This window comes from Thiomicrospira cyclica ALM1 (genome assembly GCF_000214825.1).
In the GTDB taxonomy this organism is placed as follows: Bacteria; Pseudomonadota; Gammaproteobacteria; order Thiomicrospirales; family Thiomicrospiraceae; genus Thiomicrospira; species Thiomicrospira cyclica.
Genome location: NC_015581.1, coordinates 502,167 through 525,389, shown reverse-complemented (window position 1 = coordinate 525,389; position 23,223 = coordinate 502,167). Strand labels below are relative to the sequence as shown.

General features: G+C 47.7%; 22 protein-coding genes. 9 read left to right on the top strand and 13 right to left on the bottom strand.

Annotation, left to right across the window (positions count from 1 at the left end):
• Positions 1–6: 6 nt before the first annotated feature.
• The 5 genes from THICY_RS01960 to THICY_RS01945 all read right to left on the bottom strand — a co-directional run bounded on the left by THICY_RS01960 (position 7) and on the right by THICY_RS01945 (position 2,339).
• A complete protein-coding gene (locus THICY_RS01960) occupies positions 7–285 on the bottom strand; it encodes a type II toxin-antitoxin system HigB family toxin (protein WP_245534971.1) in 279 nt (92 codons plus the stop codon).
• A gap of 330 nt (positions 286–615) precedes the next feature.
• Positions 616–1,071 carry a type II toxin-antitoxin system HipA family toxin gene (locus tag THICY_RS08830; protein ID WP_245534970.1) on the bottom strand — a complete coding sequence of 152 codons (456 nt, stop codon included), beginning with the start codon at positions 1,069–1,071 and terminating at the stop codon, positions 616–618.
• Positions 1,072–1,130: 59 nt separating this feature from the next.
• The gene (locus THICY_RS08825) at positions 1,131–1,430 is read right to left on the bottom strand and encodes a HipA N-terminal domain-containing protein (protein WP_245534969.1); all 300 of its coding nucleotides are present in this window, start codon (positions 1,428–1,430) and stop codon (positions 1,131–1,133) included.
• The gene (locus tag THICY_RS01950; protein WP_013834936.1) at positions 1,427–1,732 is read right to left on the bottom strand and encodes a hypothetical protein; all 306 of its coding nucleotides are present in this window, start codon (positions 1,730–1,732) and stop codon (positions 1,427–1,429) included. Before THICY_RS01950 ends, THICY_RS08825 begins: the two co-directional genes overlap by 4 nt.
• A gap of 274 nt (positions 1,733–2,006) precedes the next feature.
• The gene (locus THICY_RS01945) at positions 2,007–2,339 is read right to left on the bottom strand and encodes a DMT family transporter (RefSeq protein WP_013834935.1); all 333 of its coding nucleotides are present in this window, start codon (positions 2,337–2,339) and stop codon (positions 2,007–2,009) included.
• Positions 2,340–2,478: 139 nt separating this feature from the next.
• Here THICY_RS01945 and THICY_RS01940 point away from each other — a divergent pair, with 139 nt between their 5' ends.
• Positions 2,479–3,267 (top strand): alpha/beta fold hydrolase, encoded by a 789-nt coding sequence (locus THICY_RS01940; protein ID WP_013834934.1) that lies wholly within the window; start codon positions 2,479–2,481, stop codon positions 3,265–3,267.
• An 82-nt stretch (positions 3,268–3,349) separates the two neighbouring features.
• Positions 3,350–5,923 carry an AsmA family protein gene (locus THICY_RS01935; protein WP_013834933.1) on the top strand — a complete coding sequence of 858 codons (2,574 nt, stop codon included), beginning with the start codon at positions 3,350–3,352 and terminating at the stop codon, positions 5,921–5,923.
• A gap of 97 nt (positions 5,924–6,020) precedes the next feature.
• On the opposite strand, the gene clpB is transcribed toward THICY_RS01935, so the two are convergent.
• Positions 6,021–8,585, bottom strand: a complete 2,565-nt coding sequence (gene clpB, locus THICY_RS01930) for an ATP-dependent chaperone ClpB (RefSeq protein ID WP_041435274.1) — start codon at positions 8,583–8,585, stop codon at positions 6,021–6,023.
• A gap of 111 nt (positions 8,586–8,696) precedes the next feature.
• Between clpB and THICY_RS01925 the strand changes: the two genes are divergently transcribed.
• Positions 8,697–9,563, top strand: coding sequence for a YdcF family protein (locus THICY_RS01925; protein ID WP_013834931.1), 867 nt, complete (start codon positions 8,697–8,699; stop codon positions 9,561–9,563).
• Between the two features lie 36 nt (positions 9,564–9,599).
• Complete coding sequence (locus tag THICY_RS01920; RefSeq protein ID WP_013834930.1) at positions 9,600–11,138, top strand: class I SAM-dependent methyltransferase; 1,539 nt, start codon at positions 9,600–9,602, stop codon at positions 11,136–11,138.
• A gap of 11 nt (positions 11,139–11,149) precedes the next feature.
• Here THICY_RS01920 and hslV read toward each other — a convergent pair whose 3' ends face one another.
• Genes hslV through selD form a run of 6 tightly spaced genes read right to left on the bottom strand, consistent with a single transcriptional unit; the run spans position 11,150 to position 16,458 of the window.
• Positions 11,150–11,707, bottom strand: a complete 558-nt coding sequence (hslV, locus tag THICY_RS01915; protein WP_013834929.1) for an ATP-dependent protease subunit HslV — start codon at positions 11,705–11,707, stop codon at positions 11,150–11,152.
• Positions 11,697–12,686 (bottom strand): tyrosine recombinase XerC, encoded by a 990-nt coding sequence (locus THICY_RS01910; protein ID WP_013834928.1) that lies wholly within the window; start codon positions 12,684–12,686, stop codon positions 11,697–11,699. Before THICY_RS01910 ends, hslV begins: the two co-directional genes overlap by 11 nt.
• Before the next feature lies 1 nt (position 12,687).
• Positions 12,688–13,404: a DUF484 family protein gene (locus THICY_RS01905; protein ID WP_013834927.1), complete on the bottom strand. Its 717-nt coding sequence runs from the start codon at positions 13,402–13,404 to the stop codon at positions 12,688–12,690.
• Positions 13,394–14,269, bottom strand: a complete 876-nt coding sequence (gene dapF / locus THICY_RS01900; RefSeq protein ID WP_013834926.1) for a diaminopimelate epimerase — start codon at positions 14,267–14,269, stop codon at positions 13,394–13,396. Before dapF ends, THICY_RS01905 begins: the two co-directional genes overlap by 11 nt.
• A gap of 36 nt (positions 14,270–14,305) precedes the next feature.
• Positions 14,306–15,403 carry a tRNA 2-selenouridine(34) synthase MnmH gene (mnmH, locus tag THICY_RS01895; RefSeq protein ID WP_013834925.1) on the bottom strand — a complete coding sequence of 366 codons (1,098 nt, stop codon included), beginning with the start codon at positions 15,401–15,403 and terminating at the stop codon, positions 14,306–14,308.
• Complete coding sequence (selD, locus tag THICY_RS01890; RefSeq protein WP_013834924.1) at positions 15,403–16,458, bottom strand: selenide, water dikinase SelD; 1,056 nt, start codon at positions 16,456–16,458, stop codon at positions 15,403–15,405. Before selD ends, mnmH begins: the two co-directional genes overlap by 1 nt.
• 174 nt (positions 16,459–16,632) lie before the next feature.
• Here selD and hslU point away from each other — a divergent pair, with 174 nt between their 5' ends.
• From hslU to ubiB, 5 genes are read left to right on the top strand one after another with little or no spacing between them, the layout of a single operon-like run.
• A complete protein-coding gene (gene hslU / locus THICY_RS01885) occupies positions 16,633–17,952 on the top strand; it encodes an ATP-dependent protease ATPase subunit HslU (RefSeq protein WP_013834923.1) in 1,320 nt (439 codons plus the stop codon).
• An 18-nt stretch (positions 17,953–17,970) separates the two neighbouring features.
• A complete protein-coding gene (locus THICY_RS01880) occupies positions 17,971–18,360 on the top strand; it encodes a gamma-butyrobetaine hydroxylase-like domain-containing protein (RefSeq protein WP_013834922.1) in 390 nt (129 codons plus the stop codon).
• On the top strand, positions 18,357–19,115 hold the full coding sequence (ubiE, locus tag THICY_RS01875; RefSeq protein ID WP_013834921.1) for a bifunctional demethylmenaquinone methyltransferase/2-methoxy-6-polyprenyl-1,4-benzoquinol methylase UbiE: 759 nt from the start codon (positions 18,357–18,359) through the stop codon (positions 19,113–19,115). The genes THICY_RS01880 and ubiE overlap by 4 nt, the downstream gene beginning before the upstream one ends.
• Complete coding sequence (locus THICY_RS01870) at positions 19,115–19,414, top strand: hypothetical protein (RefSeq protein WP_041435269.1); 300 nt, start codon at positions 19,115–19,117, stop codon at positions 19,412–19,414. The genes ubiE and THICY_RS01870 overlap by 1 nt, the downstream gene beginning before the upstream one ends.
• Before the next feature lie 12 nt (positions 19,415–19,426).
• The gene (gene ubiB / locus THICY_RS01865) at positions 19,427–21,085 is read left to right on the top strand and encodes a ubiquinone biosynthesis regulatory protein kinase UbiB (protein ID WP_013834920.1); all 1,659 of its coding nucleotides are present in this window, start codon (positions 19,427–19,429) and stop codon (positions 21,083–21,085) included.
• Here the strand turns inward: ubiB and THICY_RS01860 are convergent.
• Positions 21,057–23,210 (bottom strand): TonB-dependent receptor, encoded by a 2,154-nt coding sequence (locus THICY_RS01860; protein ID WP_157862706.1) that lies wholly within the window; start codon positions 23,208–23,210, stop codon positions 21,057–21,059. The genes ubiB and THICY_RS01860 overlap by 29 nt on opposite strands.
• Between the last annotated feature and the right edge of the window lie 13 nt (positions 23,211–23,223).

The following is a 23,223-nucleotide window of genomic DNA, read 5'->3' as shown; positions in this document are numbered from 1 at the left end:
CCCCTGCTAAATGGTTGCGACATCAATCTTATCGTACTGCTTATGAGTGCCTACAAATCTCACATAGCAAACAGAAAATGAATAGTTTATGGCGACGACTAGGCGATATTTATTACCGTGAATATTAAAAACAACGCGGTTATTGCCGACAAAACTCGCATTTCGAAACTGATCCTTAATATCTTGCGGCGTCTGCCAATCAGCATGCTTAGCCTCGTCATACCAAGCTTTTAACGCTTGCTCGGCATCAGAAAAGGCAGGCGTTTCCCAGAAGTCTCTAAGCATGGCTCTAGAAATTATTCTCACTAATTATCCACCTAAGCCTTTGCGACTTTCCCATTATGGGAAAAGTGCGTCCTTTTGTCAACTAAACCCTTCACGCTTATTTTGGGATTTCATAACGCAGTTCCACCAGGCCTGGTGATAGCAGCTATTAAAGAAACAAAGAGTCAAACAAGACTAAGATAGGTAATTCTTAACCGAATACCATTAAATTAAGTAATTTGTGGCAAAACCGAGCGAACCAACTTCCATGGCGAGGCCAAAGGCCGTGGCAATCTCTTGCAGACGGCGCGCCTCGATATGACCGTTTTCTTTTTTGGCCGCTGTTCATCATTAAACATCAAACGCGGTTTCCTTCATCGCCTGCTCTGCTCGGCTAATTCCCAAACGCTGCGTAACTGTTTTCCATGCCTTAACCGCATTTAACACCTCATCATAAATTTGAGTCGCTTGGACGTCAGAAAGCCGAAAAAAATCTTTCACTTCAAAAGCCAATTGGTAGTCTAAGGCGTTGTCTGTGTCGGTAATGTTCAGATGAAGACCCTGCTTGCCAACAATTGGGTTTAAGTCATAAGCTGGTGATAACTTCCATCCGTTTTTGGTCAGTAAAAAACCGATGTTTCTCAGGTGATCATCTGTATTAGACACCGCAATATTAAAGACAATTCGACGCCAAAGCTGGGCTAAATCAGTTTCAGTTTGTGCGCCTTGTGCGGATAAGAATTCAGCCATCTCCAAATAGCTGGCTCCCTGCGACTGCTCACCATCATAGTATTGAAGCTGAGTCATCGCCGAAGAAAAGTGCAGCCGCTGCTCACCCTGCCGGTCAAAACGTTTGATTAAATCGACTAACCCTTACGTGCTTCAATAACAGCACGGCGTTGCATCAAAATCCGCCCCCAGCGGTCAGGAGATGAATCCAAAAATGCGCGAAAGTTTCTATCGGCCTGGTCATTGTAAAGTTCGCCTACGTGCAACGTCAGCATAGGGTCAATTTGTAGGCGATAAGATGATGTTAGAAATGCCTTATCGTATGCAAAGCTAAACACGCCACCTCGGCTTGAGTCACTGTAAGTGAGATGCCCAAGTAACACGGGGGATTTAATGGGATACCAATCGGCATAGACTTGAACAATTTCACGGCTCATTTCGAACCACCCAACAATTTGATGTTTTGCAGTTTGATACCCACTTCATCGTGAGCGGCCATCTCCGCAAAATTGTTTTCCATTCCCAACACCGCCATAACCTTCAAGTAAGTGCCGATAGCAACCCCCGGACCACCCGCAAAAACCTTGTTAAGGGTTTTAGGATCAAAACCGGTTCGCTCACACAACAACTTTTTCGTAAAACCACGACGCTTCATAGCTAGCAACAAGTCTTCACCAAAAAAAGCGAGGATTTTTCGTTGCTTTGGAAACAGTATATTATGCAAATCACGCTTAGCCACACCCCCCCAATTGGACTATGTTCCCATAAATATCAACATTATAGGAATAATATCCCGCCACTTACTATCATGATTTAGGCATCTGCTGAACTCTCTATTCAGTCACGATATGTTTAAAAACGCCGTATTCCCAATAACCATTACCGAGTTTTGAAGACTTTTGCCAACCGCGCTGTTTAAGCTAACCACTCTAAAACAGTTGACCCCCATTTCTAAAATTTTCATGTGTTGCGTTTATCAATCAACCAACCCACTGCGATACAGCCCTGACTTGCTAATGTCCACCCACTTTTGAAAAGACCTGTAGCACCACCACACCACTAATAATGAGTGCGATACCTAAAACCGCCGCTAAATCCAAAGACTGCTTAAATACAACCCAACCAATCAGCGTTATCAGAGCAATCCCGGCGCCCGCCCAAATGGCATAAGCCACACCTACGGGAATCTGTCTGAGTGTGAGCGACAACAAGTAAAACGCCAAACCATAACCAATGACCACAACCATCGAAGGCCAAAATTTAGTAAATCCATCGCTCATTTTTAAGGCACTCGTACCAATAACCTCTGACACAATCGCCAAACTTAATAGCAACCAAACATTCAACGAGCACCCCCTACCTATTAATTCTTATTTTTTTGTTTTTAGTAGCCCAGTTTTTGGCTACCCTAGTTTATGATTGATTATTTACAGTTCAAAGGATTTCATGAACACGCGCAAATTATCAATTTTAGGAATCCTCCTGATGAAGATAGTCCTTCTCTCTGGCTGTGCACAAATCCCTACTCAAAAAACAATGATTACTGATCGCCAAGTCGAATTTATTCACCAAGACCGTCAAGGCGATGTCACCATTGTATTTGAAAATGGGCTAACATCTAAATTAACCACCTGGCAAGGTGTACTGCCGCTATTACCCGATGATGTTAATTACCTCGTCTATAATCGCGCTGATTATGGACGCTCGGAACCCAGTGACCAGCCTAGAACCGGCAAGTTTATTGTGGCAGAACTGCGCGAACTGTTAGCACAACAACAAATCGAACCACCCTACCTGCTTGTAGGCCACTCTCTGGGCGGACTATATGCACAATATTTTGCCCGCAGCTACGCCGACGAGTTAGCTGGCTTGCTGTTGGTTGATTCCGTTCACCCAACCCAAATGGAAAACCGCGGTGCTTATGAAAATTGGAATTTCTTTAGTCGCTTAGGTTTTAATATTTTTACCTCAAGCACAGAAAAAGCGGAGCTCTTTGGCTTAACAACCACTGGACAAGCTGTACTTGCGAAGCCTAACCCTAAGCAGTTGCCCATAATAATTTTGGTGGCCGGGCAGGATTATAGCCGCGATCAAGCCGCCAGAAATCACGTTATCTCAAAGCGAAAGGACCTTGCTAAGATTTATCCGCAAGCCGACTGGCACCAAGTGGATTCAGGCCATACCATGCAGCGACAACGTCCTGATATTGTCGCTGATGCGATCATTGAACTGATAGAAAAGCATCGAAAAAATGCTTTTGAAAATAATTTATAACACCAAATAACACACATCCCTAGATTCTTTTAAGCACAAGGATCTGCTAGTATTTACTAAAATATGTTTGGAGTAAATACTGATGAAATGGCTTGGTTGGATAGTTAAAATCACTCTGGGTTTAACACTCGTGTTAGTAATTGGCGCCACCCTCTTTTTGCTCACATTTGATGCTAACAAATATCGTGATCAAATGAGCCAGCTCGTCAATCAACACACCGGCCGTGAACTCAGTTTGGATGACATAAGCTTAACGCTTTATCCGACTATTGGCTTAGCCATTACTGACGTAAAGCTAAGCAATGCCGCCGGCTTTGATGAACCCTATATGCTCTCTATTGCGCAGATGCGCGTTGGTGTAGCACTCATGCCTTTATTACGCAAGGAACTTGCTGTCGACACCCTAGAGCTCAATGGCCTATCGGTCTATTTAGCTCGTAATGCGGAAGGTACTACCAACTGGCAAGACCTCCTCCCCGAAACAGCAACCAGCCAAGCAGACGAGCAAACGGAACCGGTCACAGCAACCACGCCGACTGATACGGACACCATAACAGCGCAATTGCAAAACTTAGCTATTGAGGGCATTCGGATTCAAAACGCCGCCTTTATTTGGGATGACCAGGCCACTAATCAACGCATTGAAATGGATAACCTTAACGTTACAACCAACGTCATTCGTCTTAATCAATTTTTTAATCTAAAACTGGCGGGTAATTTAGCTGTTCAGGATCCGCAACTGAATCTGACATGGCAGTTCAGCATTGATACTCGTGTTAATGAGCAACTTGAACTCAGCGTAAAAGATCTCTCACTTGCGCTCGATCTGAGCAGTCTCGAGTTGCCTATCCAATCATCAACCCTGCGCCTAAATTTACCAACCATTGATCTCAATCTTGAACAACAGCTGTTTAGTTTGGCAGACTTAACCCTAGACATAAGCGCACAATTACAGCAAAATCAAACGATTGCATCGCTAAGCGGTCAAGGCAAGGTGAGCCACGCCTCATTCAATCTTGCTGAACAACAGCTCAAGTTGCCCGAGTTTAATCTCACCTTAGCAGCTAAAGGTCCTGCCCAATCAAGTGATGAGCAACTGCTTAACAGCCTGGATCTTAATCTTAACTTGACCGAGCTGGATGCCAAACTCGATACGCTAGTCGTATCAATACCCAGCATCCTATTAAGCGGTGCCCTTGACACCCCGCTACTTCCGGTAGGAAAAACTAATTTCGACCTCAAAACGCAAGTCCAAGCGAATCTTGGCGAACAAACCCTGCAAATTGACCATTTACAATTGGCGGTTCTCGATCTCGTTTTGAAAACACAAGTCGACATTACCCAGCTACAAACAGCCCCCATCATTACCAGCCAAGTTGCGATTGACAGCTTTAATTTGCGCAAACTGCTCAATCAACTGCAGGTCGAACTGCCCGAGATGGCCAAGGCAAATACCCTAGAAACGCTGGCACTCAGTTTTAATAGCCGCGTCACACTGGGTGATAAGGCACCCAATATTGCCATCAACAACCTCAAACTAGCGCTGGATAGCAGCCAGCTTACAGGCCAAGGCGAACTGCAACCGGGTGATAAGCTATTAGCGCGTTGGAATCTGTCACTGAATCAATTGAACCTGAATGATTACATGCCTCCTAAGCCAGCAGATGTTAGCGAACCTGAACCTAAGCCAGAAGATCAAACGGAGTTTGTGTTGGAGCTACCTAATGAACTGTTGCGTAGTTTAGACTTAGATGGTCAATTACGCGTGGGTCAACTCACCTTTGATCAGTTAAACATAGCCAATATCCTGGTGGCAATCAAGGCGAAAGACGGTGTTTTAGATCTATCGGAGCTCCGTGCCGAGCTATTCAATACTCAAGCTCAGGCAAGTGCCCAGCTTGATGTGCGTGCTGATCAACCCAAAATGGCTATCAAACTGAACAGCCGCGATATCCCGATTGGTGAGGTCATCACCAGTTTCGTTGATTTTGATCGCTTATCAGGAACAGGCCTGGTGCAAGCGGATTTAACCACCACAGGTGATCGCATTAGCCAATGGCAAGAAAACTTAAATGGGTCGCTGACCCTCAATCTAAGGGATGGTGCCGTTAAGGGCTTTAACCTCGCCAAATCAGTTCGCGATGCACAAGCTTTATTCCAAGGCCAACGCGCCAATGCCGACGAAGGCCCATTACAAACCGACTTTAGCGCCATGGACCTGCAGGCAACCATCAAACAAGGCATCGTGATCACCGAACGTTTAACGGCGGAAGCTCCTTTTATGCGTATACGGGGTGAAGGAACGATTAATCTGCCAAAACAAGAATTGGACTATCTGGTACGGACCAGCATTGTGGCATCTGCGGTTGGACAAGATGGTGCTGATTTAAACAATCTAGCGGGCCTAACTATCCCGGTGAAACTGACCGGGCCACTGATTCGTCCGAGAGTGTCATTAGACTTAGCATCACTGCTGGAAAGCCGTGCTCGCCAAGAAGTGGAAGAGCGCTTACGCCAAGAGCAAGAACGGATTCAGCAGCAAATCGAAAAACAAGTGGAAGAACAAAAAGAGCGCATAGGCGAACAGATTCAACAACAGCTTGAAGAGCGTGGGGGCGAGATGCTCGAAAACCTGCGCCGCCGTTTACCTTTTTAACCACCAGACCTGGTGGTAAGGTTTTTGATGTAAAAAACCCCGCGTGTGCGGGGTTGGGTGCGTTATGACAGTTAACGCAGATAAACGTTAATTGCAGTTAGTGGAAGTTAAGCTCGCCGTCTTCCAGTTCAACGTGAATAGTTGAACCCGCAAGGAACTCGCCTTTTAGGATGCGTTGCGCTAGCGGGTTTTCTAAGCGTTGCTGAATCACCCGTTTAAGCGGACGCGCGCCATACACTGGATCGAACCCGGCTTCGCCCATCACATCCAGCGCCGGAATCGACACATCGAGTTTAATATCCAAATCCACCAAACGATCACGCAGACGCTGTAGCTGAATATCGGTAATCGCACGAATTTGCGCTTTACCAAGCGGATGGAACACCACAATGTCGTCAATACGGTTGACAAACTCAGGGCGAAAATGGCCACCGACCACATCCATTACCGCAGACTTCATGGCATCGTAATTCGCTTCGCCCGCCAGTTCTTGAATAATCTGCGAACCGAGGTTGGAGGTCATCACAATGACCGTGTTACGGAAATCTATCGTGCGACCTTGACCGTCGGTTAAACGCCCGTCGTCCAGCACTTGCAGCAGAATATTAAACACATCTGGGTGCGCTTTTTCAACCTCATCCAGCAGAATCACCGAGTAAGGCTTGCGGCGCACGGCTTCGGTTAGATAACCACCTTGCTCGTAACCGACATAACCGGGCGGCGCACCGATTAAACGTGCGACCGAGTGTTTTTCCATAAACTCCGACATATCCAACCGCACAATCGCATCTTGGCTATCGAACAAGAAATCCGCCAAGGATTTGGTCAGCTCGGTTTTCCCCACCCCTGTTGGGCCAAGGAATAGGAACGAACCATTCGGTTTGTTCGGGTCGGATAATCCGGCGCGCGAACGACGAATCGCATCCGACACCGCTTTCACCGCTTCGTCTTGACCAACCACTTTGGCGCTGAGGCTTTCTTCCATACGCAGAAGTTTTTCGCGCTCGCCTTCCATCATGCGCGACACCGGGATACCAGTCCAGCGCGACACGACTTCAGCAATTTCATCTTCGGTGACTTTATTACGCAACAGATGCATGTGGTCGTCGCCTTCCGCTTCCGACGCTTCAGCCGCTTTGATTTTGGCTTCTAAATCGGGAATCACGCCATATTGCAACTCTGACATCCTGGCTAAATTGCCTTCACGGCGTGCGGCTTCCATTTCGGTACGTGCTTTGTCGAGCGCTTCTTTGTATTGCTGTGCGCCCTGCAAAGCGGCCTTGTCTTTTTTCCAGACTTCTTCAAAATCGGAATATTGTTTTTCTAGTTCTTTGATTTGGTCTTTTAAGATTTCCAGTCTTTTTTTCGAGGCATCGTCTTTCTCTTTTTTCAGCGCCACCTGCTCCATTTTGAGCTGGATTAAACGGCGATCAAGCTTGTCCATTTCTTCCGGTTTAGAGTCAATCTCCATCCGAATACGCGAGGCGGCTTCATCGATCAAATCAATTGCTTTATCCGGCAGTTGGCGGTCAGTGATATAACGTTGCGACAAACGCGCCGCCGCCACAATTGCCGGATCGGTAATCGCCACGCCGTGATGCACTTCGTAACGTTCTTTTAAGCCGCGCAAAATCGCAATCGTATCTTCTTCAGTCGGTTCATCGACCAATACTTTTTGGAAACGGCGCTCCAACGCGGCGTCTTTTTCGATATTGTCACGGTATTCATTCAGCGTGGTCGCGCCGATGCAATGCAACTCACCGCGCGCCAGGGTCGGTTTCAGCATATTACCTGCGTCCATTGCGCCTTCGGCTTTACCCGCGCCGACCATGGTATGAATTTCATCAATAAACAAAATCACCTGGCCTTCGTTTTTCGACAGGTCTTTTAGCACCGCTTTGAGGCGTTCTTCAAACTCGCCGCGATATTTCGCACCGGCCAACAACGCGCCCAAGTCCAGCGACAACACCCGCTTGTTACGCAAACCTTCCGGCACTTCGCCATTGATAATACGCTGCGCTAAGCCTTCCACAATCGCGGTTTTACCGACACCCGGCTCACCGATTAATACCGGATTGTTTTTGGTGCGGCGTTGCAAAACCTGTATCGCACGGCGGATTTCGTCGTCTCGACCAATCACCGGATCGAGTTTGCCCGACTCGGCGCGCGAGGTTAAATCTATGGTGTATTTTTTCAACGCTTGACGCGTGGACTCAGCATTTTGGTCTTGCACGCTTTCCCCTCCTCGTACTTGTTGAATCGCCTGAGCGAGTCTGCTCTCAGTCGTCCCCGCTTGCTTTAATAAATCGGCCACCTGATCTTTGGATTCCAGAGCGGCTTGGAAAAACAGCTCGCTCGAAATATAGGCATCGCCATTTTTCTGCGCCTGTTTTTCCATTAAATTCAAAATCGCGCCGGTTTGACGCGAGATTTGCACATCGCCGCCTGCCCCACTCACTTGCGGCAGGGTTTTCAGTTTGGCCTGCACGGCTTGATTCAGCCCATTGACATCGACACCGGCTAGGCGCAATAAATGACCCTGGTCAGGCAATAAACTGGATAAAATATGTACAGGTTCAATAAATTGATTATCTTGGCTATTGGCCAGAGATTGCGCTTGCGCTAGAGCCGATTGAAACTGGCTAGTAAATTTATCCATCATCGTGTTATCCTCAAATTCCATTATGAGTTATATGGTATTTAACCTAGGCTATTTCAAGAGTTTATACACAAAATAATCCACAACTTAAAATGAATAACAACAGGGCAACCCATGACTGATACCTTGTTTTTTTACCTTTCCAAATTAGCTTGGGCTTTACTCAGCCCAGGCAATTTAATAATCATGTTATTTATCGTCGGCACATTACTGCTGCTGCTAAAACTACAACGTATTGCGAGATGGCTGCTCGTCACTAATACCCTCTTAGCAGGCCTGGTTCTTAGCTACCCAGTTGGTGATTGGATTATCCAACCGCTAGAGCAACGCTTTAGTCAACCCGCCCAACTACCGGCACAGATTGATGGCATTATTATTCTCGGCGGCGGCGAAGATTTAAAACGCTCGCTAAGTTGGAATGTTGCTGAACTGGGTTTAGGCGGCGATCGCTATATTGCCGCCAAAAAACTGGCTCATATCTACCCCTTTGCGCCGGTCATTTTTAGTGGCGGCAGTGGTTCTATCCAACTACAAAACACCGGTGCCGAAGGCCATATTGCACAACAGATTTTTAATGATCTTGGCCTGCTGCCCTCTCGGTTAATCCTGGAGTCCGAATCACGCAATACTTATGAAAACTTTCGTAATCTGCAACCCTTGTTAAAACCAGACGGCACCTATCTGCTGATTACCTCGGCTTTTCATATGCCGCGTTCGGTCGGTATCGCCCGCAAACAAGGGGTTAATGTCATTCCCTATCCGGTGGACTATCGCAGCAATAGTGCCGAACTACGTCAAATTGATTTTGATTTTTACGACCACTTAAAGGCTTTAGAACCGGGTTGGCGCGAATGGATTGGCTTAAGCGTTTATTTTTTCAGTGGCAAAACAGCCAGCTGGCTACCCAAACCCGATATCGCTCATAGCGAAACAGCCACCGAACCACAAAGGCCTCGGTCTAACCCATTTGAAGGGTTATAATGAGCCACAATCAAAGATCGCTAAAAGGACAGACAGATGAGTGATTGGACATCAGGTTATGTTGCAGATATTGGCTATACCTATGGCTATTACAAGGAGCTCAACCCGCTGCGCATGCGCTTAGCCTTGTTAAACGCTGGTATTGAACCGCCTAAAGTAACGACCGCCTGCGAATTAGGTTTTGGCCAGGGTTTGAGTGCCGCCATCCACGCCAGTGCCGCGGTGCCGCAATGGTGGGGCAATGACTTTCTGCCGTCTCAAGCACTCTTTGCCCAAAACCTAGTTAATACCAGTGGTGCTAACGCCCAATTTACCGATGAATCCTTTGCCGAGTTTTTAGCGCGCGATGACCTGCCTAAATTTGACTTTATCTGCCTACACGGTGTTTGGACCTGGGTTTCCGCTGAAAACCGCCAACTGATTATGGCTTTTATCAAGAAGAACCTGAAAGTCGGCGGTGTCGTCTATGTGAGCTACAACACCCAAGTTGGTTGGGCGCAAATTATGCCGTTACGTCGTCTGCTGGTACAACATACCCAGCGGATGGGCGCAGCTGGCGAAGGTAGTGCGCAACGAATTCGTCAAGCCTTACAATTTGCGGATCAAGTCATCAAAACCCATCCGTTGCACGCCACCGCGAACAGCCAAGTGGCACCGAAACTGCAAGAACTACTGGGTCAAGACCCTCACTATCTGGCGCATGAATACTTTAACCGTGATTGGCAGCCGATGGACTTCGCGGACATGGCCGAAGTCATGGCAGAGGCAAAATTAGATTACGCCAGCTCGGCCAGCTACCTTGATTTGATTGAGGCGATTAATTTGTCAGCCGAACAGCAACAACTGCTCAATCAAATTGATGATATCGCCTTAAAAGAAAATACCCGCGACTTCTGTGTGGATAAAAAATTCCGCAAAGATTACTGGATCAAGGGTGCGCAAAACCTAAATCCTGTTGAAGTGGTTAATGCTTTACGCGCCGAGCGCGTGGTAATGACCAAACCCCGTGGCGCTATTTCATTGGTCTTGGAAGGTGCACTGGGCATTGCTGATTTAGCGGCCGATATTTATAACCCGATTTTAGATTATCTTGCTGATTATCAGGTTCATACTCTGGGCGAGATTGAACAAGCCCTAGCGAGTCATGGCAAAATTGGTCTGCAAGAAATTGTTCAAGCGATGTTTATTTTCACCCATCGCGGAGAAATTCAATCCGCTCAAAGTGATGAGGCTATAGCGGCGGTGCAGGGACGTTGCGACAAATTCAATCAAGCATTGCTGACCAAAGCCCATGGCAGTGCCAGCATCTATTTTTTAGCCTGTCCGGTGACCGGTGGTGGCATTGAAGTGGCGCGTTTTAGTCAACTCTTTTTACAAGGCTATCAACAAGGACAAACCTCGGCAGAAGACCTGGCTAAGTATGTTTGGGCGATTTTAGAGCCCCTCGGTGAAGGGGTCATGAAATATGGCCGCACCCTGGAGTCCGCTGAAGATAATCTGGCGGAACTGACCCAACGCGCAACCCACTTCTTAGAGCGTGAATACCCGATGCTGAAAGCCCTAGGTGTTGGTTAATTAGGTATTGACTAATTAGTATTGGCTAAAACTTCAATCGTTAAATTGTGGTTGGTGTAAATACATAAATCGGCCGCAATCGTTAAAGCATTACGCACCAAATCCTCGGCACCGAGCTCGCTATGGCGAATTAGGGCTTGAGCCGCGGCATGAGCATAACTGCCGCCAGAACCTATCGCAATAAAGTCGTCTTGTGGTTCAATCACATCACCTGTCCCAGAAATCAGTAGCATGGTGTCGGCATCAGCAACGATCATCATCGCTTCTAACTTGCGCAAAGCACGATCAGTGCGCCAATCCTTGGCCATTTCTACCGCGGCGCGCATCAACTGTCCATTGTGGGTTTGCAAACGACCTTCGAAACGCTCAAACAAGGTAAACGCATCGGCGGTAGCACCGGCAAAACCGGCCAGCACTTGACCGTTATACAGACGACGCACTTTACGGGCATTGCCTTTCATCACAATGTGTCCTAGGGTGACTTGGCCATCACCACCAATAACCATTTGTCCATTGCGCTTGACGCATAAAATCGTGGTGCCGTAAATTGTTGCCGGATCATGTTGCATCTGTGTTGTCCTCTACTCGATGAGTGTTTCTTGTGTTCTGGTGTTCATCAGCTACTTGCGCCCCTTTGCGTGCCCGAGGGTGGGCTTGGTCATAAACCTGCGCTAAGTGTTGCATATCTAATTTGGTATAAATTTGGGTGGTGCTTAGCTGGGCGTGCCCCAATAACTCTTGCACCGCACGTAAATCACCACTGGATTCTAGCACATGGGTCGCACAGGCGTGGCGCAAACGATGCGGGCTAATGCGGCTGTCCAAACCCGCAGTCCGACCCCGTTGCGCGAGTCGCTTTTGCACACTGCGCACCGTTAAACCCTTACCCTGCTGACTAATGAATAGCGCATCATCTTCAAGCGCCCATTGTTGCCGAAGCGGCAACCAGGCCTGCAATGCCTGCACCGCTGTGCGTCCAACCATTGCCAAACGCTGTTTATTGCCCTTGCCTACAACACTGATATAACCCTCATCCAACAAGGCTAAACTGGCGGGATAACGCAAACTGACCAGTTCGGCAACGCGGATACCGGATGAATAGAGCAGCTCAAACATCGCTTGGTCGCGAACCGCCAAATCGGAATCCAACGGCTGGTCTAATAACTGCTGCATCTTGTCAACAGACACACTTTTGGGCAAGGGTTTATCTGCTTTAGGTGCCTGCACCCACTGCACCGGATTATCCTCGACCCAGCCTTGACGGAGCATAAATTGATAAAACCGCCGTAATGCCGATAGATGGCGACGAATGGTGCGAGAGTGCTTATCTTGCTCGCTCATGGACATAACATAATTTTCAAAATCTTGCAGGCTTTGTGCTTGCCAAAACAGCGCGCTGGCGGCTGTAGTGTGGGGTTGCGACAAACAACCTGGGTCTGCGGACCAGGCCTGGTAAGCAACAATGTCACGCTGATAATTAGCGACTGAATGCGCAGAATACTGCTGTGCCGCTAAATCCTCAACAAAAGCGGCTAAACACGCATCCATATTAGAATTCGCTGTTCACTAAATCAGCAGATGCTGGCATAGCGTCATTAAACAAAGCGTTAAATTGGGCACTCACCAACTCACCCAGAATTTTCAAAAAATAGGTGCCTAAATCCGGCTGAAAACGATTGCTATGACTGCCCAAGGCTAAGACACCCCAAACCGACTGCCAGCCAAGCGGCACACAGCACATCGACTCAATCGGCTCGGTGGTTTTAAACAACCCTTGCTTCCATTGCGCTTCAATAAAGCCACAAACAGGCTGACCTGGCACTAGACTCTCTTTTAAACTGGCAACCCAATCTTGGCGCACACCGAGCTGCTGCAGGCCTGCTAAACTGCTATTGGGTAGTTCCCAGCTAAATAAGGTGACTTGCTCAACGGCAAACGACCCCTGAAGTTGCTGATAAAGCGCGTCTAATGACGCTTGCTGATTGGGCGCTTGTAACAAACGCAAGGCTAAGTGATGTAGCTTTTGCATAATCACCCCATTGTCACCGGCGATACTCACCAAGGAATCGACCTGATCTTGCAACAATTGTTTTTGCTGACGTAACTGCCACACCTGACGTTCTAACAGCGATAACGCTTTACCCGATTCTGGATGCGGAATACTCAATTCATCTAACAGGCCGGGGAAGATATGAAAAAACTGTTGGTTTTTCGCCAAATACTCGGCAACCTCATCGGCTCTTAAGCCTTTTTTTTCACTCGTCATGCACGACCCCTTTCGTTTCGCTCAACCAACCCGCACCCAATTGGCCGGTAAACACCTGTGCTACCGGCCCTGTCATCCAAAGTGGCTCATCCAGCTGACCTGACCAACGGATCACTAAATCCCCACCGGGTAAAGATACAGTGACTTCTTCAGCCACTTGTCCCCAACGGCGCAATACCGCCATCGCCGCACAGGCACCGGTACCACATGCCTGGGTTTCGCCGGCACCACGCTCAAACACACGCAACTTAATATGCTGTGGACTCACCAACTGTGGAAAGGCCACATTCACGCGCTCTGGAAAGCGTGGATGGGATTCCAACGCCGCACCCAGCGTTGCCACCGGCGCTTGGGTAACATCTTCAAATGGCATTAATACCGCGTGGGGATTGCCCATCGACACTGCGCCGATTAACCAGGCCTGGTTGTCGACCTCAATCTGGTAATTCTCGGCTTGTGCCTCGGCCACAAAAGGCAAGCTGTTCGGCGCAAAACGCGGCAACCCCATATTGACCCGCACTTGACCATCGTCTTCCAAATACAACACGATTAGCCCCGAAGCGGTTTCAACGGGGATTTCACGTTTTTGGGTTAAGCCTTGGTCATAAACAAAGCGGGCAAAACAACGGGCGCCATTACCGCATTGCTGAACTTCTGAACCATCGGCATTAAAAATTCGGTAACGAAAATCGGCTACCTCTGACTTGGGTCGCTCAACCACTAATAACTGGTCAAACCCCACGCCCCAATGCCGGTCGGCAAGGCTTTTAACCAGGCCTGGTGTCAAGTCAATTGACTGATTAATGGCATCGACCACCATAAAGTCATTGCCCAAACCATGCATTTTGCTAAATCCTATACTCATCGATTGCGCCTATCGTTTAATTAATATTAAGTATAGCTAATCTTTTAGCTGATTGAAAAAGGCCATTAGCTCTTCTGGACTACCCTGTATCATGATCGGTTGTGGGTAGCGTTGTAGCTGATAATCATACATAGGATCATAATAGTCACGCAGTAGATACACAATCCAACCCAGGTGCGCCTCTAACTGATGATTCAGCTGTTGCTGATGACACGCCTGCTCAAACGCCTGACAAACCTTGGCATAACCCACGCCCCCTAGACGTTTAGAAATGCGGACAAAACGACTTTGCATATGGGTTATCCACGGAGCCAGACCGCCAAACTCTTGCTGTCCTTCAATCACATACTCTTGAAGAATGTGCTGACAGCGGCTATCAAAAGGCACCTCTAGCATCACCCGATGCCCCGCTTTAATCGCTGAAAACAGCTCGGCAGACAAATGCACGGAGCCAATATTACGCCCTTCGTCTTCAAAAATACGTTGGCGCCCAACGTTGCGATTCAGCGCGATCAAACGATAAGCCAGCTGATTTTCAAAATCAATTTGCGAAGGCTGTGGCCAAGCTCTGCCACCAAAACTGGAGCCGCGATGCTGTGCCATCGCCTCTAAATCAACCCCAGCCGCTAACTGAGCCAATAGCGCGGTTTTACCAGAACCGGTACGACCGGCAATCACCCAGGATTGCAAGACACCTTGTGCTAGTTCCTGTGCTGTTTGATTGAGTGTGTCGATTAAATATTGCCGAAACGCTTTATATCCGCCGGCAATACGCGGAATGGTCACCCCAGCCTCACTCAACCATTGCTGCGAGGTGCGAGAGCGTAACCCACCCCGAAAACAATAGAGCATGGCACTAGGGTGTTGCTTAACAAAGTCTAGCCAATCGGCCGTGCGCTGTTCACGTACCGCCCCTTGCACTAATTGATGCCCCAAAACTATCGCTTGTTGCTGCCCGGACTGCTTATAGCAAAGTCCAACCTGATGACGCTCATCATCATTCATCAGTACCAAATTGGTTGCATTGGGTATCGAACCCCGTTGAAATTCAACCGGTGCGCGCACATCAATCAAGGGTAACTGAGCTTCAGCAATCGCTTGAAAATCATCGACACTTGGCAAGGCAGTGATCATCAAATTACCTCGATCCGTGGCCCAGCGTCTGTGGCAGATTCAGCAAGCGTTTTGCCAATCGGCGTTAGATTTAAACCCTGTTGGTAACAGTGTGCTTGAAAATCCGCCATGGCCGAGGACCGGACCATCACTAATAAACCACCCGAGGTTTGAGGGTCACATAATAGCCGTTGGGTTTGCTGATCAAGCGTTTGACCATTCGAACCTGCGACCTGATGTTGAACGCTTTGCCAGTTGCGCATCGTGCCACCTGGAACACATCCTTGCTGCAAATAGTCCACAACATTCGGCAATAAGGGCACCGCCTTGGCATCAATAACCGCTTTAATATGACTCGCTTCACAAATTTCTAACAAATGCCCTAGCAGTCCAAAACCGGTTACATCGGTGATACAGCTAACACCAGCCAAAGTGGCTAAATCGGCGCCTATTTTATTGAGTTGGCACATAGTGTTAATGGCGTTTTGTAAGTCCTCTGGACGAATTTTCTGCTGCTTTTGTGCGGTCGTTAAAATCCCCACGCCCAATGGTTTGGTTAGAAATATGGCACAGTCGGCATCGGCCATCGCGTTGGTTTTTAACTGCGACTTTTGCGCAATCCCAGTAACCGCTAAACCAAAAATGGGTTCTGGCGTATCAATGGAATGACCACCGGCCAACGGAATCCCTGCGGTCTCGCAGGCCTGGCGCCCACCAGCAACCACCGCTGCGGCAACGTCAGCACCCAATTTATCCAACGGCCAACCCAAAATCGCAACCGCCATCATCGGCTGGCCACCCATCGCATAAATATCCGATAGGGCATTGGTTGCCGCTATCTGTCCGAAGGTGCGCGGATCATCGACAATCGGCATAAAAAAATCCGTAGTCGATAAAATAACGCGACCATCGCCTAAATCAAACGCCGCCGCATCATCTTTGGCGCCTTGACCAACAACCAGGCCTGGAAAACGCAACTCTGAACGAGCACCGTCTAAAATAATATCGAGTTGACTCGGTGAAATTTTGCAACCACACCCAGCACCATGACTAAATTGTGTTAGTAAAACATCCATAATTTCAACCCTAAAAAGAGGTATTATGACAGCAATTATTAATGACGACCAAGTAATCCTTTTCACGGGATGTTTACATTTTTACCCTTATTCGCGCCATCATTGAACTTCGAATTGATGGCTTTTGCACTATAATACTGGGTTTTATACCAATCACTGAGGTGTGCGACCAGCATGATGACGCCAAAAGAAATTGTTCACGAACTCGACAAACATATCATTGGGCAAGATGACGCCAAAAAAGCTGTCGCCGTTGCCTTACGCAATCGCTGGCGCCGGATGCAACTTCCTAAGGAATTAGGGGCCGAAGTCACCCCTAAAAACATTTTGATGATTGGTCCAACCGGTGTTGGTAAAACTGAAATCGCGCGCCGCTTAGCGAAACTGGCTAATGCCCCGTTTATCAAAGTTGAAGCGACGAAATTTACCGAAGTCGGTTATGTTGGCCGTGATGTTGACTCGATCATTCGCGATCTAGTTGATAATGCGGTCAAAATGCAACGGGAACAAGCCGTGCAAAAAGTTAAAACGCGCGCAGAAGATGCCGCTGAAGAACGTATTTTGGATATTCTGCTACCACCGGCTCGTGGGCGCGAAGAGGATAGCCATGAAGCCATGGCGGAAACTCGCCAAAAATTCCGCAAAAAACTGCGTGAAGGTCAATTAGACGACAAAGAGATCGAAATTGACCTAAAAGTGAATCCAGCACATGTTGAAATCATGACGCCACCGGGCATGGAAGACATGACCTCTCAGCTGCAAGATATGTTTCAATCCCTTGGCAGCAACAAAAAGCAAAAGCGAAAATTGCCGATCAAAAAAGCCTTCAAGTTACTCATTGAAGAAGAAGCCCAGCGCCTAGTCAATGACGAAGACATAAAATCGCAAGCTGTTGAAAACGTAGAACAAAACGGCATCGTGTTTATTGATGAAATAGACAAAGTTACCAAGCGTAATGGCGCATCGGGCGGTGATGTATCGCGAGAAGGGGTACAGCGTGACCTACTGCCACTGATTGAAGGCAGCACCATCTCCACCAAATATGGCATGATTAAAACCGACCATATTTTATTTATTGCCTCGGGCGCGTTCCACATGAGCAAACCGGCCGATTTAATTGCCGAATTACAAGGCCGCCTACCCATTCGGGTTGAACTAAAATCGCTGCGGGTGAAAGATTTTGTGCGTATTCTGACCGAACCGAAAGCGGCACTGACCACGCAGGCAACAGCGTTATTAGGCACCGAAGGTTTTTATGTGAGCTTTACCCCGGATGGTATCCAGCGCTTGGCTGAAATTGCCTATCAAGTGAATGAAAGCACCGAAAACATTGGCGCACGACGCTTACACACTGTTATGGAACGTTTGCTTGAAGAAGCGTCTTATAATGCACCCAATCAAGCGGGACAAACCCTCGAGGTTAATGCAACATTTGTAGACGAACGTCTGGGCGCGCTAGCGAAAGATCAGGATTTATCGCAGTATATTTTATAAAGCTTGCGAGGACAGTTTATGACCACAGCTATACCGGTTGAAATCAAACTCCATCAAGTGTCGCGTAAATTAGAAATAGTCTTTGATGATGATCAAAGCTTCATCTACACCGCGGAATTTTTGCGAGTCTATTCGCAATCGGCAGAGGTCACAGGACACGCGCCAGGACAAGAAAAACTGCAGTTAGATAAACAGGATGTGGCGATTGAAGCCATCAGCCCGGTTGGAAACTACGCGATTCGCCTCCACTTTGATGATGGCCACGACAGTGGTATTTACACCTGGGAACGTTTGTATGATCTTGGCGAAAATTACCAGGCTTGCTGGGTCGATTATTTGCGGCGCTTGATGCGTGCCGGCCATAGCCACCCTGATTTAACCCGACTTAAAAAGGAAGCAGGAAAATGAGCGCTAAAGATACTCGTGAAACCATCGACTTTGGCTTTAGCCAAGTGCCCCTCCAAGAGAAGGTTAAAAAAGTTAAAGGGGTATTCGACTCGGTTGCCAAAAACTATGATGTTATGAACGATGTGATGTCGATGGGCATTCATCGCTTGTGGAAACAGCAAACCATGGCGCTGAGCGGGATTCGTCCGGGCATGACAGTGCTTGATCTAGCTGGTGGCACAGGCGATTTAAGTCTTGCCATGGCAAAAAAAGTGGGTAAAGACGGCACGGTCGTACTCGCCGACATCAACGAATCCATGTTACGAGTAGGTCGCGATCGCTTGATTGATGCCGGCGTCGGTGCGCAGGTTAAATTTAATGTTGCTAATGCCGAAGCGCTCAGCTTTCCTGATAATCACTTTGATGTGGTCACAATGGCCTTCGGATTGCGAAATGTGACCCATAAAGAGCAAGCCCTCGCCGAAATTTATCGGGTGCTAAAACCCGGTGGTCAAGCGCTGATTTTAGAGTTTTCCAAAGTGCATAACCCGCTACTGAGCCAGGCTTATGATATCTACTCTTTTAATATCCTTCCCAAGATGGGCAAATTAATTGCGAAAGACGAAGCCAGCTACCAATACCTAGCCGAGTCGATTAGAATGCACCCTGATCAGGAAACCCTCAAAACTATGATGGTGACCGCCGGCTTTGATCGCGCAACCTATGTAAATATGACCGGTGGCATTGTCGCCCTACATCGTGGCTGGAAATTCTAATGACCCAGCGCGCACATAGAGACTGGGAAGAGGATTTAGCGAAGCTTATTGGCGATCCTATCGCTTTTCAAATCGCCTATCGAATTCGTGATGCCAAAGCCCAGTTTGCGCAGTCTTCGGACCAGCGCCAACAAGACTTCAGCCAAATACTCAACGAATATATCCGCTATGAACTGAATCTTGTACCGAGTCAAGCGGAGCTAAGTGCTCATGGCCAAGCCATTTGCGAACTGGAGAGTCGTGTCACGGCAGTTGAAGCAAGACTATCCAATCTCCTTAACGCCACCCATCAGATCTAAAGACTCTCGATTATGAACCTCATCAAACAAATCGTCCGTTTAATAAAAATTAACCGTATAGTCACCCATTATCGTCTTGATGACATGGTATTAAGCCAAAGTAAATATCAGGCACTCGTATGGCTAAACCGTATTCTCTTACCCTGGAACTGGCGTCCGCGCCATACTGGGGAGCGCGGTGTGCGTTTACGTTTAGCGCTGGAAGAGCTCGGACCTATTTTCATTAAGCTGGGTCAAGCCCTGTCAACGCGTAAAGACCTGTTGCCGGAAGACATCTCGGTCGAGCTGACTAAACTGCAAGACGATTGCCCACCGTTTGACGAAACCCATTCGCGCCAAATTATTGAAAAGGGCCTCAAACGCTCAATCAAAGAAGCCTATGCCGAATTTGAAGCAACACCGATGGCCTCTGCGTCGATGGCTCAAGTTCACGCCGCGCGTTTGCATAGCGGTGAAGAGGTCGTGATTAAAGTCGTGCGCCCGGATATTAAACCAGTGATTGAGCAAGACGTGTCGATTATGTTTACTCTAGCGCGTTTGTTAGAGTTAGCCGTCAAGGAAAGTCGCCGTTTACACCCAACCGAGGTGGTTGGTGAGTTTGAAAAAACCATCCTTGATGAAATGGACATGATGCGAGAAGCCGCCAATGCCGCGCAACTTAAACGCAATTTTGAAGGCTCAGACCTACTTTATGTGCCGGAAATCTATTGGTCTCACACCAATGAAAACGTCATAACTATGGAGCGTATTTACGGTACGCGCATTTCTGAAACTGAAAAATTAATTGAACAAGGCATCGATCTCACTGACCTCTCTGCTAAAGGCGTGACAATCTTCTTTACTCAGGTGTTTAAACACAACTTTTTTCACGCCGATATGCATCCAGGCAATATTTTTGTGCTACCCGATGGCCGTTATGCCGCGATTGACTTTGGCATTATGGGTACGCTCACGCCGGAAGATCAGCGTTATTTAGCGGAGAACTTTTTAGCCTTCTTTAACCGTGATTACTTGCGCGTGTCGGAGCTACATATTGAATCCGAGTGGGTACCAAAAGATACCCGTGTTAACGAACTCGAATCGGCGATCCGTGCCGTATGTGAACCGATTTGGGATCGACCGCTGAAAGAGATTTCATTTGGATTATTCTTAATGCGTCTGTTCCAAACCGCGCGCCGCTTTGGCATGGAAGTACAACCGCAATTGGTGTTATTGCAAAAAACCCTGCTTAATATTGAAGGCTTAGGCCGTCAATTGGATGATGAGCTGGATTTATGGGATACCGCTAAACCCTTCTTAGAAGATTGGATGCAAGAGCGTGTCGGCCTCAAGAGCTTGCTAAAAAACACCAAGCGTAACCTACCCTTCTGGATTGAAAATGCGCCGCAACTACCAGGCCTAGTGCATTCAGTGTTAAACAAAGCCGCACATGGCCAATTAGAATTACATTCTGGCCAAATTGCACGTTTAGAGCAAGCCTTGGAGAATCAAGCCAAGCAACAACGTCGGCGCGCGATTGCCGTTGCGTTGGTTGCTGTTGCTGCTTATTTGGAGTGGCAGGCGGCGGGTCAAACCGCCGTCCAGAACCTATCCTATATATGGATACAAGTAGGCCTGCTGATTAGTGCGGCTTGGTTAGTGCTTAAAACTGATAGTCCAAACTCAAAGTAAATTGGCGGCCAGGGCTTAAATAACCAGCCGCATAAGGTGCGGTTGGTTTTTCTGCTAAACCGCTCAAGTCAATATTAATCGGCGAAGGGCTGGCGACCGCCACATCTGTTAGGTTGTTCACCACAAAACGTGCCCGCCAGCCTGTTTTCGGTAAATTATAATTTGCGGCTAAATTCCATACCCAATAGCTTGCAAAACGTTCACGATCATCATAAGGCTCTATTGCCATCGCTCCGCCATAAGACACATTGCCTGCTAAGTGAATCGCATCACTAAGTCGATAATCCAAACCTAAGTTGCCAAGGTATGGTCTTGAACCCACCACGGCGTTGCCTGCTAAATCATCCGTGTGATTAAAACTGACACTCGCAAAACCTCGCCAACGATAGCCAAAGCGGAAGTCACTATCCCACTCAATGCCCCTCGCCCGAATTTGTCTCATACCTGGATAATCCTCCTGGCCAAAACCACTTGCGCTTAAAGGTCTGAAGTAATGAAAATAATTGGTACCATGGGTCAACTGATCAAACTCGGAATGATAAAAGGTTATCCGCTGTGTATGAACAGGACCAGCATAAATATAACCCAGTTCATAATGATCTGTTTTAGCCGCCTCTGGCCGAATCGCCGTATTAGCTAAATTACCGACATAGGTAACTTGGCCAATCGGTGGTGTCACATGACTTTGACTAAACTGTGCTTTTAAAATATGACTGGGTGCGACTTGCCAAACGGCAGCCAACTTTGGGGTGACCTGTCTAACCTCTAACTCCTGCCAGGGGTTGGTCATCTTGTCATTATCCTTTGAACGATCAGTATAGTTCAGCCACTGCTGTTGCAAGCGCAGCCCTGAAGTTAGTGTAAAGGTTGGTGAAATACGCCACTCATCTTGCAAAAACATTGCTAGGCGATAATGCCTATCGCCTGTTGAACCAAGGCGAGCTCTAACATTTTCATGGGCATCTTGATCTTTATTCTGAATACCCTTCGCATTGGCATGGGTGATTTCAACCCAACGAACGTCAAAACCTAACAACAAACGATGCGTATCACTCACATCATAAACAAACTGTTGCTCCAGTTGAACTTGCTGTTCACGGACTTGGTTTAAATAGGTTTGGCGATAAATGAAATCACTAAAACCTCGAGCTGACGCGTCGTCAAAGTCAGTACCAATAAAAGTTTTTGGCACATAAAGCGTATCCAATTCGTAACTCAGCTGCCCAAGCGACAATTGCGTCACACTTCTTAGATTGGGTGTTACTGATTCTTCGTGGTTTAAACGTATCAAATAATCTTCATAATTCTGCGCATAGCGATCACTACTTGGCGGTAAAAACTCAATCACGCCATAAAAATCACCGGTACGCAAGCGATTATAGGCAAAGTTTAGCTGGGTTGTTTCATTATGCCAACCCAGTTGAAGCTGCTCAAAAGCGCGTTGGTTATTGACTCGTCCTGGTGCCGAAGAGTATTGCTCAAAACCAGATACCGTCACCGCATCACCTTCTGCTCGCACACCGGTTGCCCCATGCCCCCATGCACTCAAATTTAACCGCAAACGCCCACTGCCAAACTCGCTGCCTTGAGTGATGCTCGCTGAACGATAACCCTTCGAGCCCGTTGCTAAATGCGCTTGCGCACTATCATGTGTAATGATGTTAATTACCCCGGCAACCGCATCATCACCGTGCACTACCGTCGCGGCACCGCGAATAATCTCGATACGCTCAATCTGCTCAATGGGCATATGTAACAAAGTTTGCGCAAACCCCTGGCTGGCGTGCACCGTATTAACCCCGTCCAGCATCACCTTCACGCTGGAATTCGAAAAAGCCGCACCCACACCACGCATGACTATGACACGCTGTCCCAACAGATTAATTTGCATATCAAAATTAGGCGCCAGTGCCAAAGCGTCAGCAAGGATGCGAGCACCATTCATCACCAAGGTTTCGCCATGCAATACCGTTATTGACCCCGGAACATAATCAGCATTCAGCTTAGTTCGGGTAACGAGTTCGGTTTGCTGATTTAAAAACGCCTGCCACTCGGCTAAGGCGGCGGCTTCATCACCGAAAGCCCAACTCGTTGGATTAACGAATCCCGCGAGGCTCAGTGCCATTAGAACACTGTTT

Excerpts from the sequence above, each read along its gene's own strand:
- THICY_RS01960 (WP_245534971.1), bottom strand. The coding sequence starts at position 285 with ATGCTTAGAGACTTCTGGGAAACGCCTGCCTTTTCTGATGCCGAGCAA.
- THICY_RS08830 (WP_245534970.1), bottom strand. The coding sequence starts at position 1,071 with ATGACTCAGCTTCAATACTATGATGGTGAGCAGTCGCAGGGAGCCAGC.
- THICY_RS08825 (WP_245534969.1), bottom strand. The coding sequence starts at position 1,430 with ATGAGCCGTGAAATTGTTCAAGTCTATGCCGATTGGTATCCCATTAAA.
- THICY_RS01940 (WP_013834934.1), top strand. The coding sequence starts at position 2,479 with ATGAAGATAGTCCTTCTCTCTGGCTGTGCACAAATCCCTACTCAAAAA.
- THICY_RS01935 (WP_013834933.1), top strand. The coding sequence starts at position 3,350 with ATGAAATGGCTTGGTTGGATAGTTAAAATCACTCTGGGTTTAACACTC.
- clpB (WP_041435274.1), bottom strand. The coding sequence starts at position 8,585 with ATGATGGATAAATTTACTAGCCAGTTTCAATCGGCTCTAGCGCAAGCG.
- THICY_RS01925 (WP_013834931.1), top strand. The coding sequence starts at position 8,697 with ATGACTGATACCTTGTTTTTTTACCTTTCCAAATTAGCTTGGGCTTTA.
- THICY_RS01920 (WP_013834930.1), top strand. The coding sequence starts at position 9,600 with ATGAGTGATTGGACATCAGGTTATGTTGCAGATATTGGCTATACCTAT.
- hslV (WP_013834929.1), bottom strand. The coding sequence starts at position 11,707 with ATGCAACATGATCCGGCAACAATTTACGGCACCACGATTTTATGCGTC.
- THICY_RS01910 (WP_013834928.1), bottom strand. The coding sequence starts at position 12,686 with ATGGATGCGTGTTTAGCCGCTTTTGTTGAGGATTTAGCGGCACAGCAG.
- THICY_RS01905 (WP_013834927.1), bottom strand. The coding sequence starts at position 13,404 with ATGACGAGTGAAAAAAAAGGCTTAAGAGCCGATGAGGTTGCCGAGTAT.
- dapF (WP_013834926.1), bottom strand. The coding sequence starts at position 14,269 with ATGAGTATAGGATTTAGCAAAATGCATGGTTTGGGCAATGACTTTATG.
- mnmH (WP_013834925.1), bottom strand. The coding sequence starts at position 15,403 with ATGATCACTGCCTTGCCAAGTGTCGATGATTTTCAAGCGATTGCTGAA.
- selD (WP_013834924.1), bottom strand. The coding sequence starts at position 16,458 with ATGGATGTTTTACTAACACAATTTAGTCATGGTGCTGGGTGTGGTTGC.
- hslU (WP_013834923.1), top strand. The coding sequence starts at position 16,633 with ATGATGACGCCAAAAGAAATTGTTCACGAACTCGACAAACATATCATT.
- THICY_RS01880 (WP_013834922.1), top strand. The coding sequence starts at position 17,971 with ATGACCACAGCTATACCGGTTGAAATCAAACTCCATCAAGTGTCGCGT.
- ubiE (WP_013834921.1), top strand. The coding sequence starts at position 18,357 with ATGAGCGCTAAAGATACTCGTGAAACCATCGACTTTGGCTTTAGCCAA.
- THICY_RS01870 (WP_041435269.1), top strand. The coding sequence starts at position 19,115 with ATGACCCAGCGCGCACATAGAGACTGGGAAGAGGATTTAGCGAAGCTT.
- ubiB (WP_013834920.1), top strand. The coding sequence starts at position 19,427 with ATGAACCTCATCAAACAAATCGTCCGTTTAATAAAAATTAACCGTATA.
- THICY_RS01860 (WP_157862706.1), bottom strand. The coding sequence starts at position 23,210 with ATGGCACTGAGCCTCGCGGGATTCGTTAATCCAACGAGTTGGGCTTTC.